The organism is Yersinia sp. 2541 StPb PI, assembly GCF_052217145.1.
Classification (GTDB): domain Bacteria; phylum Pseudomonadota; class Gammaproteobacteria; order Enterobacterales; family Enterobacteriaceae; genus Yersinia; species Yersinia enterocolitica_E.
Genome location: NZ_JAZGQB010000001.1, coordinates 4,488,922 through 4,505,974 on the forward strand (window position 1 = coordinate 4,488,922; position 17,053 = coordinate 4,505,974).

Genomic DNA, 17,053 nt, shown 5'->3' on the forward strand with positions numbered 1-17,053 from the left:
TGCCCGTCAGCGGTGATGATTCGTAACGCGAAGTTAAGTACACTCACCGCATCTCCTTTCTTGTCCCGAGCTACACCATGGATAAACAACGAACCCGTCAGGGCATTTTATTTGCTCTGGCAGCCTATTTTATTTGGGGTATTGCCCCAGCTTATTTCAAGCTCATCCAGCAGGTGCCGGCTGATGAAATTTTGACTCATCGGATTATCTGGTCATTTTTCTTTATGTTGATTCTGCTAACTGTTAGCCGCAATTGGCCACAGGTACGCAGTGCCTGTAGAAACGGCAAACGCCTGTTATTGCTAGCAGTTACTGCTGTGTTGATTGCCAGTAACTGGCTGTTGTTTATCTGGGCGGTAAACCATAATCATATGCTGGAAGCCAGTTTGGGTTATTTCATTAACCCGCTAGTAAATGTGTTATTCGGCATGTTGTTTCTGGGTGAGCGCTTTCGTCGCATGCAGTGGGTTGCGGTGGCATTAGCGTTCGGCGGGGTATTGATTCAATTATGGCAGTTTGGCTCGCTACCGATAATCGCCCTGGGACTCGCGATAAGCTTTGCTTTATACGGTCTGATTCGTAAAAAACTCGGGATAGATGCCCAAACCGGCATGCTGGTGGAAACTATGTGGCTATTGCCGATAGCAGCGGTGTATCTGTTCTTTATTGCCGATAGCCCAACCAGCCACATGAGCACCAATGCGTGGTCGCTTAACCTGTTATTGGCAGCAGCCGGGGTGATTACCACTATCCCGCTACTGTTCTTCACCGCCGCCGCCACTCGCTTAAAACTATCGACATTGGGCTTTTTCCAATACCTCGGGCCAACGTTGATGTTTATTCTGGCGGTAACCTTCTACGGCGAAACCATTGGCAACGATAAAATGGTGACTTTCGCCTTTATCTGGGCGGCACTGTTGCTGTTCACATTGGATGCGCTCTACACCCAACGTAAGCGCCGCGCCTAGATAGCAAGCCGACAAAAATGCCCGGTTACTCATCGAGTTATGATATTGGTAACCAAAGAACTTGAAGTTGCAGGTAGGCTGCCAGTGAACTCATCCCGATGAGCTTACACAGTCCAAGTGATTCGGGTGCGTGAACGCAGCTAACATCCCTGCAGCTTCAAGGGCGAAGGTTAGGTTAGAGCCAGTTCTTGCGTTTGAAATACAAGTACGGTGCTAAACCCGCGATAATCATCAAACTGATCGCGCCCGGATAGCCAAATGACCAGCGCAATTCCGGCATAAACTCAAAGTTCATCCCGTAGCTGGATGCCACCAGTGTTGGCGGCAGGAACACCACCGATACCACCGAGAAGATCTTGATAATCCGGTTCTGCTCGATATTGATAAAGCCCATTGCTGCCTGCATCAGGAAGTTAACCTTCTGGAACAGGGATTCATTGTGTGGCAATAGGGATTCAATATCGCGCAATACCTCACGGGCTTGCTCCAGTTGACCACTCGGCAAGCGGGCTTTACGTACCAAGAAATTCAGTGCTCGCTGGGTATCCATCAGACACAAGCGCACTTTCCAGCCGATATCTTCCTGTTCCGCTAAGGTAGACAACGCGGCGTCATATTCATCACCTTGCTGCCCTTCCATAATGACGCGACTTAAGGCTTCCAAATCGCTATAAATGTTTTCGATTTCATCGGCTAGCTGCTCAATTTTGGTTTCGAACAGATCCAACAACAGCTCATAGGCATTGCCATCAACCAGTGTTTGGTTACGCGCCCGCATCCGATATAAACGAAAAGCCGGTAACTCGCGCTCACGCAGGGTATACAGGCGACCATCACGGATGGTAAATGCCACGGTTGAGTTACCCGCATGGTCTTCAGCATCTTCATAATAAAAGAAGGAGTGGATATGTAGGCCATCCTCATCTTCAAAGAAGCGGGCGGAAGCCTCGATGTCGTCCAACTCTGGCCGGGTCGCCAGGCTTTGCCCTAACTCAGACTGGACGCGTTCGCGCTCCCCTTCTTCCGGTTCAACTAAGTCGACCCAAATTGATGAGGTCAGATCATCTGACTCATCTGATTCATCCAGCTCCAAACGGGATAAGCGATTGTTACTTAATTTAAATGCGCTCAGCATGTGCCAAAACTCCCTTGCGGTGATGGATAGGGATAACGCATTGAAGCACAGAAACAGCGAGGTATTGATAAATACTCTATGTTTCAGACCATAAGGAGATCTGACTCACAGCGACGGCTTAGCGGGGCCGCTGACAACCACGAAGGCTATCAGCAAATATGAGGATAGCCTTAGAAGTTGCACCATATGAACAGGTTATTGAGCCAGTATCTACTGGGTGTGTCCAAGGCGAATGTCCTCATCAAGAATAGTGCGCGCATGTTACGCCGAGAAGAAAAAGACTGTCAACCGGTTAAAAGTAGTTAATAGGTGAGCTTTATTTTTAGTTGTTACGGACACAACAGGCGATAACACATCTTGGCGGCAGCTATCTGGCATGAACTGGCTAAAAAGCAAAAAAAAACCGAAGCCAACATCGACTTCGGTTTTGTGTATCCTGCATCTTCATTTAGCCAAAAACCGGCAAAATTCACAAAACAGGCTTTCCCTTTGGTATTGGCAAAATATCAACGCTTTATATTTTTAAACTGTTTGGTGGTGTCCGTTAGTGCAATTTCAGTCGGCAGACGTTCCATCGAACTGGCACCATAAAAACCGTCACATTGCGGGCAGTTATCCATAATGTATTGGGCATCTTCTGGTGAGGAAATTGGCCCACCGTGACACAGCACAATGATATCTTCACGTACCGCTTTTGCCGCCGCAGCCCAGTCATTAATCAGAGGCACACAGTCCGCCAGTTTCAGTGCCGTGTCCGCACCGATGTTACCGCCAGTCGTCAGCCCCATATGTGGCACAATAATGTCAGCACCCGCTTGTGTCATGGCAACCGCATCGGCGGCACTGAAAACATATGGGGTGGTCAGTAAATCTTTTTCGTGAGCCAGGCGGATCATATCCACTTCCAAGCCATACCCCATGCCAGTCTCTTCCAGATTGGCACGGAAGTTACCGTCAATTAACCCAACGGTTGGGAAGTTCTGCACGCCAGAAAAACCCAATGCTTTCAATTGGTCCAAAAAGTGATCGAACTGACAGAATGGGTCAGTACCATTCACTCCCGCCAGCACTGGCGTATTTTTGACTACCGGCAACACTTCTTTGGCCATATCGACCACGATTTCATTGGCATTCCCGTAGGCCAGCAAACCTGCCAGCGACCCACGCCCCGCCATACGATAGCGGCCTGAGTTATAGATAACGATAAGATCAATTCCACCAGCCTCTTCACATTTAGCTGACAGCCCTGTGCCCGCACCGCCACCGATAATCGGCTCACGGCGGGCAATCATTTCCCGAAATTTGGCTAAAATGGCCTGGCGTTGAAATTTTGGCATATATCTCTCCACGAATAAAATGGCCCTAATGGGATGGGCTCTTTGTTATTTCTTTAAAGTTTTCTACTGCGGCCTGGGCAAATTCTGGGTCATTGATGTTGAACGGATAGTGCACTAAGCGGCGTTTATCAGTTTGAATGACGGTCTCTTCCAGCGTATCAATAAAGGCTTTCAACGCTTTTTCATCCCAGAATGGCTGGCCCGGCGCATCCAATGCTGAGAATCCGCCGGCTGGAATTAAGAAGCGCACTTCACCCTGACAACGATTGAGCTTTTCACCAATCCAGCGTGCCATTTGAATATTCTCTTGCTCGGTGGTGCGCATCAGTGTCACTTGGGCGTTATGTTTATAGAACAAGCGATCGGCATATTTAGCCGGAATAGTTGCCGGGCTGCCGAAGTTGACCATATCCAATGCACCGCAAGAGCCGACATACGGGATGTTGCTGTGAGCAATAGCATCGAAGCGTTCCGGCCCACAGGCCAATACCCCGTCAAATAACAGGTCGCAGACCTCGGTGGTGGTCAGATCAAGTGCCCCCGCCAGCAAGCCACTTTCGGCCAGTTTTTCCATAGCTTTGCCGCCGCTACCTGTGGCGTGGAACACCAAACAGTCATATTCGTCTGATAATGCGGCACTGACGGCCTGAATACAGGGAGTTGTCACACCAAACATGGTCAAGCCCAGCGCCGGTTTATCATCAACCAGTAACTCTTCTTTGGCGAAATAGACTGCTCCGGCAATCTGGTGAGCGGCATTACTCAGTACACGACGAGAAATGCGGTTAAGCCCGGCAATATCGGTGACGGAATACATCATGGCGATATCACTGGCACCGATGTAACCTGAAACATCACCAGAAGCCATGGTAGATACCATCAGTTTAGGAATACCAATCGGTAAGCTTTGCATCGCCGGTGTAATCAGCGCGGTGCCGCCGGAACCTCCCAGACCTAATAACGCGGCCACATCATCACGGCTGGCAATAAAACGCTCAAAAGCGACGGCCATTGCACTTATCGCCCGCCCCCTATCACCACAGAACACCGCCTGACGCCCATCGGGGTGATGGCCCGCTACTGTCTCGGCAGAGATATCTGCGCCACTGGCTCGTTGTCCTTCTTTAGTCGATAAATCCACCGTGACCGTTGTTAGCCCGGTTGCTTTAATCAATTCACTGACATATGTCAGCTCTTCGCCTTTGGTATCTGTGGTAGTCGCGATAAAAATATGACGAGGCATCTGAACATCCTTCTATGAATGCGCGTGTAGCTCACTTCTTTTTATTGGAAGTTTATTTTCTACTTACAGCCGAACAACGAAGCGAGTTGGTTAAGATAGAATCATATTGAGACTAGAGTATCATTTTCGCAAAGGATACTGCTGATTTTTGAGACTAGAGTCTCAAAATTAGTTTGCAGGTGAAATGCATTCATGGCGATTTGTGCGGTCGGTTTGTTATAGTGAGCGCAGATACTCGTTATTGACCATGGAGTGACCGTGCATAATCAGGATAAACAGGAGCGCGTCTCTCCATCACTGACCACCATCAAAGCCAGAACCCGACGGTTACTGATCGATACGGCGATGTCGATGTATGAACAAGGGACATTTCCGTCGATAACAGACGTAGCAAATGCGGCGCAACTCTCGCGCGCTACGGCTTATCGTTATTTCCCGACGCAAAGTGCGTTGGTTTCTGCCATGGTCGATGAAAGCCTTGGGCCGATATTGGCATGGCAGCCTACCCAACCAGATGCTCGGCAACGCATTGCAGAACTACTCTCTTTTGCTTATCCACGCATGTTGCAACACGAAGGTGTACTTCGTGCCGCGCTGCATCTGTCATTGCAACAATGGGCGGCTGACCGCAGCAATCCTAACAGTGAAGAAAAGTTGGTGCGTGGTAACCGTAAGCGGTTATTGAAGCTGGCTGTCGAGCCGCTGGAAGGGAAGTTGTCACCGGAGGCCTTGCAACGGGTGATCTATGCTTTCTCGTTAATCTATGGCTCAGAAGTGTTTATGGTGCTGAAAGATATTTGGCATTTGGATGATGCGGGTATTCAGGATGTGACGCAGTGGATGGGGAAAGCGATTTTGTTGCAGGCTGAAACCGATGCCAAGCAAGCGCCTCAGGATGAGAGCCGCTAATGCCGCGGCTACATTAATTACCCAAAGTTATTGGCGTTGCAGCAAGACAGCAAATGAACGCATCCCGATGAGCTTACACAGTCAAGTGAGAGCCGCTAACACCCCTGCGGCGTCAAGACCGCAGGGTAAATTTATACGGCTTCTAATCGGGCGTAAGCCGCGACCAACCACTTAATCCCCTCTCCGGGGAAAGCAATTTGCAACCGGCTGTGTTCGCCGCTACCTTCCAGATTAACCACGGTACCTTCACCAAATTTAGGATGACGCACCCGCTGACCCAGTGAGAAACCACTGTCATTTTCATTCATCGGCGTCCCCATATTGCGGTGGTTAACCGGGCGAGAAACCGTTGCACGTAGCCGTACTTCTTCGACGCATTCCTGCGGCAGTTCGCCGATAAAGCGGGATGGCCGATGATTCACTTCTTTGCCGTACAGACGGCGGCTCTCAGCATAGCAAAGTGTCAGTTTCTGCATCGCGCGGGTGACCCCGACATAGGCCAGTCGGCGCTCTTCTTCCAAGCGGCCACCTTCATCCAGTGACATCTGGCTCGGGAACATCCCCTCTTCCATACCCACAATGAACACCTGTGGGAACTCTAAGCCTTTCGCGGAATGGAGAGTCATTAATTGCACTGCATCCTGATAAGCATCGGCCTGCCCCTCTCCCGCTTCCAGCGCTGCATGAGACAAAAATGCCTGTAGTGGCATCAGGTCCTGATCTTCATCCTGATAACTGTATTGGCGGGTCGCATTGACCAGCTCTTCAAAGTTCTCAACGCGCGCCTGACCCTTTTCACCTTTTTCCTGTTCGTACATCGACCACAAACCGGAATCACGAATCACTCGGTCACTTTGGACATGCAACGGCATATCCGCCGTTTCATGAGCCAGGGAGTCGACCAGCTCAACAAACCGTTGCAGCGCAGAGGCTGCGCGGCCTGCCAGCACTTTTTCCTGCAACATGGCACGGGTTGATTGCCACAGCGTTAGCTGACGGTCACGGGCGGTTTGGCGCACCACATCTAAGGTGCGATCGCCAATACCGCGAGTAGGTGTATTGACCACTCGCTCAAAAGCCGCATCATCATTGCGGTTGGAAATTAGCCGCAGATAAGCCAGTGCATCTTTAATCTCTTGACGTTCGAAGAAGCGCTGACCGCCATAAATACGGTACGGCATCGCGGTCTGCAATAGTGCTTCTTCCAAAACACGCGATTGGGCGTTGCTACGATACAAGATGGCACAATCATTCAGAGCACCACCGTTGTCCTGCCAGGCTTTGATGCGGTTAACCACAAAGCGCGCTTCATCCAGCTCGTTAAAGGCGCAATAGAGTGAGATCGGTTCGCCTTCGGCACCGTCCGTCCACAGGTTTTTCCCCATACGGCCATCATTATTGGCAATCAGAGTATTTGCTGCCGTCAAAATATTGCTGGTAGAACGGTAATTCTGCTCCAACCGGATGGTTTCAGCGCCGGGGAAATCTTTCAAGAAGCGCTGGATATTTTCCACCTGCGCCCCACGCCAGCCATAGATTGATTGGTCATCGTCACCGACAATCATCACATTAGAACGGTCACCTGCCAGCAGACGGATCCAGGCGTATTGGATATTGTTGGTATCCTGAAACTCATCCACCAAAATGTTGGTGAAGCGTTCACGATAATGATTAAGAATATGGGGTTTGTTTAGCCACAATTCGTGTGCTCGCAGCAACAGCTCGGCAAAATCTACCAGACCGGCGCGGTCACAAGCTTCCTGATACGCCTGATAGATACGCAGCCAGGTGGCTTCAACCGGATTGCCATAGCTCTCAATATGCTGTGGCCGTAATCCTTCGTCTTTTTTGCCGTTGATGTACCACATCGCCTGACGCGGTGGCCATTGTTTATCATCTAAATTCAGTGCTTTAACCAAACGTTTTAATAACCGTAGCTGGTCGTCGCTGTCGAGAATCTGAAAATCCTGCGGCAAGTTAGCATCCATATGGTGAGCGCGCAGCAAGCGGTGCGCCAACCCATGGAAAGTCCCAATCCACATTCCGCCCTGACTGGTGCCAATCAAGTGTTCAATACGGTGGCGCATTTCGGCCGCCGCTTTATTGGTGAACGTCACTGCGATAATTGAGTACGGAGACGCATTTTCTACTGATAACAACCAGGCAATGCGATGAACCAGCACCCGGGTTTTGCCACTGCCTGCACCGGCCAGGACCAACAGGTTGCAGCGTGGCGCAGCCACGGCTTCGCGTTGTTTTTCATTCAGGCTGTCGAGCAGATCAGAAACGTCCATAGGCACCGTTTATGGGGTAAGGGAAAATAGCTAAATCGCCGAGTATGCGGGTATTTTGCCACCATTCCACTGTGAATTTATACAGATTTATTGCAGGGGATTATAGCAATGCTGTCAGGGAAGCCAACTGAGAAATCTCAATATGTGGCAATAAGCGGCTATCACTGGCCGTCATCAGGTTCTGCTGACGGTCATTAATCCAGCAAGCCTGCATACCGCAACGTAGCGCACCAGCGACATCGGTGGTCAAATCATCACCCACATGCAGAATCTGTTTGAGTGGGATATCCAGATGGTTTGCCGCTTTATGGTACATATCGCGGAAAGGCTTGGCACGGCCATGGGGGCCGGAGCGCAGCACAAACTGGAAGTATCGATCCAGACCACAGGCTTTAGGGTCGGCATTACCATTGGTGATAGCCACCAGCGGATAATGCTCCGCCAGCGCGCTCAAAGTGTCATGGGTGGCCGCTGGCACATAAATACGGCTACGCCATAGGGCAAAGTTCTCCATGGCTGCATCAGCGCCACATTGCGCCTCAGACTTACTTAAGCCATGACGTATCAAGCCCAGTTCAATCGCATGCCAACGCCACTGGGTAACATCGTGATAGATGCCCGGGTCCTGCGCCAGCAATTCAGCGCGAAAACGGTGAAAATCAGCAGCCTGTAACTGCGCCAGATTGGGATGATACTGCTGTAAGAATGCCACCGACTCTTGTTCAGTGCGGGTAATCACTGGCCGATTATCATACAGGGTGTCATCCAAATCGAAGCTAATGGCGGAAATACTCTCGAGTGGGCGATAAAAATGCATCAGGATTTGCCTCGTTTGGCGCGTGGATGAGCAGCATCATACACTGTCGCCAGATGTTGAAAGTCGAGATGAGTATAAATTTGTGTGGTCGTCAGATTGGCGTGGCCCAGTAGCTCCTGCACCGCACGCAAATCACCACTGGATTCCAACATGTGAGTGGCGAAAGAGTGGCGCAATTTGTGTGGGTGAATATGGCTGCTGACACCTTGCTTTACACCCCATTCGGCAAAGCGTTTTTGCACATTGCGCGCTGAAATTCGCTTACCGGTATTGGCTAAAAAGATAGCATCGTCACCAGGTTCAAATAACTCGCGCAGTTCCAGCCAATGCTCTAACCAGGTCACTGCGGTCCTGCCAATCGGCACTTTACGCTCTTTACTGCCTTTCCCCATCACCCAGACTTCACCGCTGGCTAAATCTACGTGTTTGCAGTTCATGCCAACCAGTTCGGATAGACGCAAACCCGCGCCATACATCACTTCCAGCATCGCCCGATCACGGACTGCCAAGGGATCATTGAGGTCGATATCCAACAGTTTATCGACCTCATCGACATCAATATTTTTTGGCAGATGGCGGCCTGAACGCGGTGTACTCACCCCTTTTGCGGGGTTGGCCTGCAATACGCCCTGACTCACCAGCCAATCAAGAAAGCTGCGCAAAGCTGAGAGGCGCAGCGCAAGGCTTGAGGAATGTAAACCGGCACGTTTACTGCGAGAAACCAGTGACCGCACCTGAGCCGCGTCAAGCTGCTGCCAGTGCACCAGGCCCATTTGCTCGCCCATTTCCATCAGTGCCTGTAGCTGGCGTCGATAACTGGTAATAGTCAATGGACTGAGCTGACGCTCAACTTTGAGATAACGCAAGAAAGCCTCTACCTGCGGGGCAAGTAAGGCACTGAATTCGGTCATACCGGCTCTATCCAACGCTCCAGCAGGCTCGGCAATAACGTTGATAACTGATTCAGCATCACGGTACCCATGCCCTGCTGATAATGTTGCGTATCACGGCTGCTGAAGATAATGACACCTAGATCGCCATCTTTGCCCAGTAACGAGAGTGCGACCGACCCTACCTGCTTGGCCTGAGGCAATAACAACAGCAGTTCCGGCCCGTTCAAACCGCCCAGATAATGGTTATCGCTCCCCAAACGCTGAATGCGTAGTGGCTCGAAGGCGTGACGGGCAAGTGCCAAATGGGTGAAATCAGACGGCGCACCAATATGCCAGCGGTCACTGAATAAGCGCACATTAGCACCTGCCAAGCCGAAGTCGCGTGCCCAGCGCTGCAAGCGATTAAGCATATCTTGCAAGCTGCTGGCCGCAGCCAAATTGCTTTGTAGTTGCAGCAAGCGATTAAACAACACTTCATTCAAGCCCGCCTGCTCCATTAGCAAGGTGATCTCTTCTTCCAACTGACCAATCTGATTACGTTGTCGCCCTAGCTGCCACTCCACCAGCGAGACACTGCCGCGAACAGGATGAGGAATATGCATCTGTTCGACCAGACGGGCATTGCGGATAAAAAAGTCAGGGTTTTGCAATAAGTACTGCATGACAGCATCGTCGTCCAACTCGATGCCAGCTAACGCCTGCTCCTCATAACTTTTCATTTAACACCCGTTCCTATAGCCAACGTAATTGGAATTGCAGGTAGGCAGCCAGCAAGCGAATCCCGATGAACTTACTTAAGTAAGTGATTCGGGTGAGTGCGCGCAGCGAACAACCCTGCAGTTTCAAGTACGCAGGATATTATAAATGAATGAAGCCATCATATACATGTGTTGCCGGCCCGGTCATATACAGTGGGTGGCCCGGCCCTTTCCAACTGATATGCAAACTGCCGCCTGGCAGTTCAACATGAACCTCTTCAGCCAACAACTCTTGCTGGATCCCCACCGCCACTGCTGCACAAGCACCGCTACCACAGGCTTGCGTTTCGCCAGCACCACGCTCATACACCCGTAAGCGAATATGCTCGCGGCTAACCACCTGCATAAAACCAATATTAGCCCGTTCGGGGAAGCGTTCATGGCTTTCCAATACTGGACCCAGCAAGGCAACATTAGCAACCGAAACATCATCAACCTGCATCACACAGTGAGGATTGCCCATTGATACCACGCCGCACAACACCGTATGTTCCGCCGCGCGTAAAATGTAGGTTTTCTCTGCTTTAGTTGCTCTGAAAGGCACCGTTTGCGGGTCAAAATTGGGCTCGCCCATATTGACACAAACCAGCTCGTCTTCAGTAACACTCAATATCATGCGGCCAGTTTGGGTACTCACACTGATATCACGTTTATTGGTCAACCCTTTCAACCGAACAAACCGAGCAAAACAACGTGCACCATTGCCACACTGAGAAACTTCGCTGCCATCGGCATTAAAAATACGGTAGTGAAAATCCAGCTCAGGATCATAAGGCGGTTCAACCACCAGCATCTGATCAAAGCCCACGCCAGTGTGCCGGTCTGCTAATCGACGAATTAACTCCGGCGAAAAGTAAACATTTTGGGTAACTGCATCGACAACCATAAAGTCGTTGCCAAGACCGTGCATTTTGGAGAACTGCATTTCATACTCCGCTGACTTTCATTTACCGGCTAAATTTGGCACGGGCAAATTAAATACTGACTCAATCTGGCTGCGATAAAAATAATTACTGCGGCCCGGCAATAGATTTTGTCTGGTTGGTACCTGACAGGTCCTGCTGGTTTCGCTCTACCTGACCACTATCCGGTTGCGCGGTTTCTACTTTTGGTTTGTCAGCGGGTGGAAAATATAACGGGCCTTTCAAGCCACAACCCGCCAGTGCGAATACCATCATCGCCGCCAGCGGCCAACATAATTCTTTTTTCATTTTTAACGCCTGTAAATTGTTTTAGCACCTATTATACCCAAAGAATCTGGCGTTGCAGGTTGGCCGCAAACGAATCCCAATGCACTTACATCGGTAATTGATTCGGGTGAGTGCACACTGCTAACCCCTGCGGCTTCAAGTATGAAGGGTATAATCGCATTAATACTTGTGATTCATGCGTCCATGCTCTCTATAATCGCAGGTGGATCATGAAAAGCAATAGGAATTGAATATGAACGATAGCGAGTTTCATCAGTTAGCCGATCAATTGATGCTTTACATTGAAGAGACACTGGATGGTTTTAGCGGCGATAGTGATGTCGATTATGAAACTAATGGCGGAGTGATAACCCTGACATTCGAAAATGGCAGTAAGATTGTTATCAACCGCCAAGAGCCACTGCATCAGGTATGGTTGGCGACTAAAGCGGGTGGTTACCATTTCAATTATCGTGAAGGCCACTGGTATTGCTCACGCAGCGGCGAAGAATTCTTCGCCAAATTATCGCAAGCGGCTAGTGCGCAGGCAGGTGAAGAGGTGAGTTTTATCTAGGCGCATGCGGCTTCAAGGACACAGGTCATTCCCCAAAGTCATTGGAGTTGCAGGTAGGCAGCCAGCAAACGCATCCCGATGAGCTGACTCAAGTCAGTGCTTCGGGGGACAAATCTGTCGGGAGCAGATTTGAACGCTGCTTGCAGCGGCCTCAACGAGGCGAGGGCCACGGATGGGCCGAGTAACTAGCGCAGCTAACACCCCTGCGGCTTCAGGGACACAGGGGAAATTAATGTAACTGCAACTGCTGCGCAGGCTGGCTTGGCTCTTTGTCGACGATATATAGATGGGATAACGTGTTGCTGCGAAAAGGGATCACTTGGGTACGGCCATCTAATTGCACAATTTGGTAGAACTGCGGCAGGTTGAAGTTAATAAAGCTGGAGCCGTAGGTAAAACGGTCGTGAGACGATGAATAAAAACGGCTGACATCTCGCACCAACTCCTCTTTACTGCCCTCACAGTGGTGATAAACCTCAACGCGGTTTGATTCATCCAAAATATAAATGTTAAAGCCTTTTTCATCTGCGGTGCCTTCGAAGAAGAACTGAATGATCCCTTCGCTGGCAAAACCGTCCACCACTGGCGGCAGATGAATTTGATCGGTTTCTACCTGAATCGATAACCCATGCAGTTTGTTATTAGAAATCGCACCGTAAAATTCGACCGCATTTTCCAATTTTTGAACGGAAACACTCAGGCGTTCAAAGAACAAACCCCAGGTCTGGCCGGAAACTCGTACCGCTTTAAAACGGCCCGGTTCCTGACGGGTACTGGATAAGCGCAACTCAATACACTCGGAAACCAACTGCTGAATGCGGGTACGAATCAAACCACGCAAATGCTGGCTGTAACAGAACACATCCACTGACTCCGGCGGAGCCGCATCCTGATGCATTTTGCCTAAAATGGTTTTCAATGCTTCCAACACTGCCTGCTCACCACTGAAATGCAAGGTTCGAACTTCATTCCAGGAGTTGCGATACAGCAAATCGATACTGCCCACCAGACACTGCTGCTGCTCGCCAAAACTGAATACATCCAGTTTACGGAAATCAAAATGCACCACCTGATTGCGGAAAGCCGCTGTCGGGTCATGCTCTAAATTGACGATAATCGCCAAATGGCGAATCTCACACGGGCTATAGAGTGCTTTAGGTGTCGGTGCAGGCAAGCGCAACGGGAAGTGGTGAGAGATATCCGTCACCAATTCTTGCAATTTCACCGTATCGCACAGATTGGCGCTTTTAATATGTAGCCGTGTCTTGCTGGTCAACAGGCCGTTGAAATAGGCCCAGGACACCAGTTTGTTCAGGTAACGGTTATATTCCAGCGGCTGGTGACTCACAATCGCATCCATAGAGGGCGCTTGATTATATAAGTACCAACCCGCGCGGTTAGCACGACCTGCCGGAACATGAATGAAAGTCAGATGTTCTTCCGATAAATCCGGTGAAATTTGCGGGTTAACCAGCGTCACTTTGCCAGGTAAAGCTTCAAATGCCGCGTACAGTTTACGGGTCAAAACGCCGATATCCTGCGGACTGGCACTGACACTCAGATTGTTGCGCCGCGCGAAACGGATCAAATTGCGATAACTCTGCATCATCGCATCCAACAGCTCGTTATGCGCTTCACGTACCCGCTCAATCTTCCAGTTAGCACGGTTATCCAGCACCGCCAAACTCTCGTCACTCCAACCCCATTCACTGACCAGTTGGCTGAGGATTTCACGCCGCCAGCCGACACTCGCCGGGCTACGGGACAGTTTTTCGCACACTTTCAGATAGAAACAACGCCGCACCAAATTCAGACGGGTAGTGTCATTGATTTGGGTCAGATAGCGAGTGACGCGATCAAGCATCATGCAATAAGCATCAAGACCGAAGGCCACAATTTCACCGGCATGCAGGCGCTGTTTGATCTCCATCGCCAGCAATTGAGAATTGGGGTATTCCCACGAATACGCTTCCAGCAATAAGGTTTTCAGCACCGCCTTATAGGGCGAATCGATACTTTTATACAATTGCCACAAACTGGCACCGAAATACTCTTCGGCTGACAGGGTGCTCAAACCGCCCAAATCCAGCCACTCATTCGGTGTTAATACGCCCTGCGCATAGAGCGACAGTACGTAATCGTCATAATTATTTTCTTCTTCAACCGGAACCATATTCCACAGAATACGTTTCCCTGCCAGACGAACCGCGCTGCGGTAAAACTCATCCAGCAATAATATGTGTTGGGTTGAACCGCAATCTTCGCCCCCCAAGCTGCCACTGGCATTATGGCGGAAACGGTTTTCATCTATCAGGAAGAAGCTGACTTCAACACCCATTGATGCAGCCCATTTTTCCAGCAAACTGCATTTTTGTTGCAAGCGGTTACGCTCTTCAGAATCGAGCCAGGCCTGATGGCACACCCAAACATCAAGATCTGAAGTATGGCATTGCCCAATAGAGGAAGTGCTACCCATAGAATAGACGCCGGTAATCGGCAGTTCGCCGCCGACACTCTGTTGCAAAGGTTCGCCCCACTTGGCTTCAACCTCAGACAGATAATCCTGTTGCGTTTCATTGGACGTAAAAAGGCAGACGCCATGGGGAACGTTACCATCAAGGTAACCCGGCATCAGTGGATGATGATGATGTAGTAGGGTCGGTAGCAGACTGTAGACCTTTTGGAAGGCTGGCCCCATAGCCGCCAAGGCGCGATCGACTCGTAATTGGTTGATCGCATCCAGTCGCTGTTTCAGTGTCTCGATGTAGAGGTACAAGACGTCTCGCCTGGTTATTCCGGTGCTTAGAATTGTTCCGGTGCTTAGAAAAAAACCCGCGTCCCAGATTCGTTTATTACTTTTTTTGACTTTCAGCGAAAAATGTACTTTTTGTTGTACTGACCAAAAAACATTTTGTTTGAAGACATTTTGTTTGAATAACAATTAACGAATTATTGCTGGAAACGTGATCAATCTAACACCTTGCCGATTGACCGTAAAGCTATCCCTACAATTGTAATGTCTATCTATCCCTTTCTTAGCTGACATTCACAGGTAGCTTGGCTGATAACGACGCCGTGGTATTAAGGAAGAAGTTATCCCGCCATGTATTTGTTACAATAGCTGCTTTCTTGTGCTCTTATCCGTCGTCTTTATGTGGCTATCGCACTGACAGCATTCACTGGTCAATGATAGGATGGGCCGCAAAATATAAAACGGTAACAAGCAATGTTAGACAAAATTATTCGAATTGCCACGCGACAAAGCCCGCTCGCCTTATGGCAAGCACATTATGTTCAACATTTACTGCAAGCCAATCACCCCGGCTTGCAGGTTGAGTTGGTCCCAATGGTTACCCGTGGGGACATCATTCTGGATACCCCACTGGCAAAAGTCGGTGGTAAAGGCTTGTTCGTCAAAGAGTTAGAGCTGGCCCTACTGGAAGACCGTGCGGATATCGCCGTCCACTCCATGAAAGATGTGCCTATCGCCTTCCCTGAGGGCTTGGGTCTGGTCACCATTTGTGAACGCGATGATCCGCGTGATGCTTTTGTATCGCCACATTTTGCTCATCTCGATGATTTACCTGCGGGCAGCATCGTCGGCACCTCCAGCTTGCGTCGCCAGTGCCAATTGCGCGAGCGTCGCCCGGACCTGATTATCCGCGACCTGCGGGGTAATGTAGGCACTCGCCTTGCCAAGCTTGATAACGGCGATTACCACGCGATTATACTGGCGGTTGCGGGCCTCAATCGCCTGGGATTGGCATCGCGGATTCGCTACGCCATGCCCGCCGAGGAGTCGTTACCGGCTGTCGGTCAGGGTGCAGTCGGCATTGAATGCCGCCTGGATGACGATTTTACCCGCCAACTGCTGGCACCACTCAATCATCGTGCAACCGAGCTGCGAGTGTGTGCCGAGCGAGCCATGAACACCCGTCTCGAAGGAGGCTGTCAGGTGCCGATCGGCAGCTATGCTGAGTTAGAAGGCAACACGCTGTGGCTCCGTGGATTAGTCGGTGCGCCGGATGGTAGTGAGATCATTCGCGGTGAGCGCCGTGGCCCTGCTGAGAATGCAGAGCAAATGGGGATTGAGCTGGCCGATGAGTTACTATCACGTGGTGCGCGCGCAATATTGGCCGATGTTTATCAGGATAACCCCCCACTATGACCATTTTGGTAACCCGTCCATCTCCTGCTGGAGAGCAGTTAGTCAGTCGCCTGCGTGCGCTGGGCCGGGTTGCCTATCATGCGCCATTGATTGATTTCTCTCCGGGGATAGACCTGCCTAAACTACCGGCATTGCTCCAAGATATGCAAGCTGGCGATCTGGTATTTGCGTTATCACAGAATGCTATCCGCTACGCTAACCCACTGTTAAAAAGAAATAACCTGTTATGGCCAGCACAGTTATCTTATTATGCTATTGGCCGTACCACCGCATTGGCATTGCATACTGCCAGCCGTTTGCATGTCACCTTCCCCCCGATGGGGGAGACCAGTGAGATGCTGTTATCATTACCAGACCTGCAAACACTGTCCGGTAAAAAGGTGCTGTTACTGCGCGGTAACGGCGGGCGGGAACTGCTAGGCGAAAGCCTGGCACAGCGAGGAGCGGCAATTACCTACTGTGAATGTTATCAACGTAGCCCCATCTTTTATGATGGCAGTGAGCAAAGTGCGCATTGGCAACGTGCGGGGGTCAATATTCTGGTAGTGACTAGCGGCGAAATGTTACAACAGATCTATACTTTAGTTCCTGATTACTATCGTTCTTCGTGGCTGCTACGCTGCCGCCTGGTTGTAGTGAGTGAGCGTTTGGCTGCCCAGGCCGCCCAAATGGGCTGGCGTGATACCCGGGTGGCAGAAAATGCGGATAATGACGCGCTGATCCGCGCGCTACAAGACTTTCAATAAACCTGAAACCTGACTATGGGA

15 protein-coding genes are annotated in these 17,053 nt (G+C 50.3%); 5 read left to right on the plus strand and 10 right to left on the minus strand.

What is annotated here, in order from left to right:
* Positions 1 to 77 precede the first annotated feature (77 nt).
* Positions 78 to 968 carry an EamA family transporter RarD gene (rarD, locus tag V1953_RS20160; RefSeq protein ID WP_083161919.1) on the plus strand — a complete coding sequence of 297 codons (891 nt, stop codon included), beginning with the start codon at positions 78 to 80 and terminating at the stop codon, positions 966 to 968.
* Between the two features lie 175 nt (positions 969 to 1,143).
* On the opposite strand, the gene corA is transcribed toward rarD, so the two are convergent.
* From corA to V1953_RS20175, 3 genes are all read right to left on the minus strand, one after another.
* A complete protein-coding gene (gene corA, locus V1953_RS20165; protein ID WP_005188027.1) occupies positions 1,144 to 2,103 on the minus strand; it encodes a magnesium/cobalt transporter CorA in 960 nt (319 codons plus the stop codon).
* Positions 2,104 to 2,609: 506 nt separating this feature from the next.
* Entirely contained in the window at positions 2,610 to 3,440 is an 831-nt protein-coding gene (locus tag V1953_RS20170; protein WP_083161917.1) for a phosphoenolpyruvate hydrolase family protein, read from the minus strand.
* A gap of 25 nt (positions 3,441 to 3,465) precedes the next feature.
* Complete coding sequence (locus V1953_RS20175) at positions 3,466 to 4,683, minus strand: Tm-1-like ATP-binding domain-containing protein (RefSeq protein WP_083161915.1); 1,218 nt, start codon at positions 4,681 to 4,683, stop codon at positions 3,466 to 3,468.
* 258 nt (positions 4,684 to 4,941) lie between these two features.
* On the opposite strand from V1953_RS20175, the gene V1953_RS20180 reads away from it, so the two are divergent.
* On the plus strand, positions 4,942 to 5,592 hold the full coding sequence (locus V1953_RS20180) for a TetR/AcrR family transcriptional regulator (RefSeq protein WP_102970516.1): 651 nt from the start codon (positions 4,942 to 4,944) through the stop codon (positions 5,590 to 5,592).
* 131 nt (positions 5,593 to 5,723) lie between these two features.
* Here V1953_RS20180 and uvrD read toward each other — a convergent pair whose 3' ends face one another.
* From uvrD to lptM, 6 genes are all read right to left on the minus strand, one after another.
* Entirely contained in the window at positions 5,724 to 7,886 is a 2,163-nt protein-coding gene (uvrD, locus tag V1953_RS20185) for a DNA helicase II (RefSeq protein ID WP_442851243.1), read from the minus strand.
* Positions 7,887 to 7,986: 100 nt separating this feature from the next.
* Positions 7,987 to 8,703, minus strand: a complete 717-nt coding sequence (yigB, locus tag V1953_RS20190; protein WP_083161913.1) for a 5-amino-6-(5-phospho-D-ribitylamino)uracil phosphatase YigB — start codon at positions 8,701 to 8,703, stop codon at positions 7,987 to 7,989.
* Positions 8,703 to 9,614, minus strand: a complete 912-nt coding sequence (gene xerC, locus V1953_RS20195; protein ID WP_442851244.1) for a tyrosine recombinase XerC — start codon at positions 9,612 to 9,614, stop codon at positions 8,703 to 8,705. The genes yigB and xerC overlap by 1 nt, the downstream gene beginning before the upstream one ends.
* Positions 9,611 to 10,315 carry a DUF484 domain-containing protein gene (locus V1953_RS20200; RefSeq protein WP_083161909.1) on the minus strand — a complete coding sequence of 235 codons (705 nt, stop codon included), beginning with the start codon at positions 10,313 to 10,315 and terminating at the stop codon, positions 9,611 to 9,613. Before V1953_RS20200 ends, xerC begins: the two co-directional genes overlap by 4 nt.
* 139 nt (positions 10,316 to 10,454) lie before the next feature.
* Positions 10,455 to 11,279, minus strand: coding sequence for a diaminopimelate epimerase (dapF, locus tag V1953_RS20205; RefSeq protein WP_372569757.1), 825 nt, complete (start codon positions 11,277 to 11,279; stop codon positions 10,455 to 10,457).
* Positions 11,280 to 11,364: 85 nt separating this feature from the next.
* Positions 11,365 to 11,565, minus strand: coding sequence for an LPS translocon maturation chaperone LptM (lptM, locus tag V1953_RS20210; protein WP_083161905.1), 201 nt, complete (start codon positions 11,563 to 11,565; stop codon positions 11,365 to 11,367).
* Positions 11,566 to 11,797: 232 nt separating this feature from the next.
* Here lptM and cyaY point away from each other — a divergent pair, with 232 nt between their 5' ends.
* Positions 11,798 to 12,118: an iron donor protein CyaY gene (cyaY, locus tag V1953_RS20215; protein WP_442851245.1), complete on the plus strand. Its 321-nt coding sequence runs from the start codon at positions 11,798 to 11,800 to the stop codon at positions 12,116 to 12,118.
* A 229-nt stretch (positions 12,119 to 12,347) separates the two neighbouring features.
* Here the strand turns inward: cyaY and V1953_RS20220 are convergent, their stop codons facing one another.
* Positions 12,348 to 14,894 (minus strand): class I adenylate cyclase, encoded by a 2,547-nt coding sequence (locus V1953_RS20220; protein ID WP_083161901.1) that lies wholly within the window; start codon positions 14,892 to 14,894, stop codon positions 12,348 to 12,350.
* A 450-nt stretch (positions 14,895 to 15,344) separates the two neighbouring features.
* Between V1953_RS20220 and hemC the strand changes: the two genes are divergently transcribed.
* Positions 15,345 to 16,286, plus strand: coding sequence for a hydroxymethylbilane synthase (hemC, locus tag V1953_RS20225; protein ID WP_083161898.1), 942 nt, complete (start codon positions 15,345 to 15,347; stop codon positions 16,284 to 16,286).
* Positions 16,283 to 17,032 (plus strand): uroporphyrinogen-III synthase, encoded by a 750-nt coding sequence (hemD, locus tag V1953_RS20230; protein ID WP_442851246.1) that lies wholly within the window; start codon positions 16,283 to 16,285, stop codon positions 17,030 to 17,032. The genes hemC and hemD overlap by 4 nt, the downstream gene beginning before the upstream one ends.
* Positions 17,033 to 17,053: the final 21 nt, after the last annotated feature.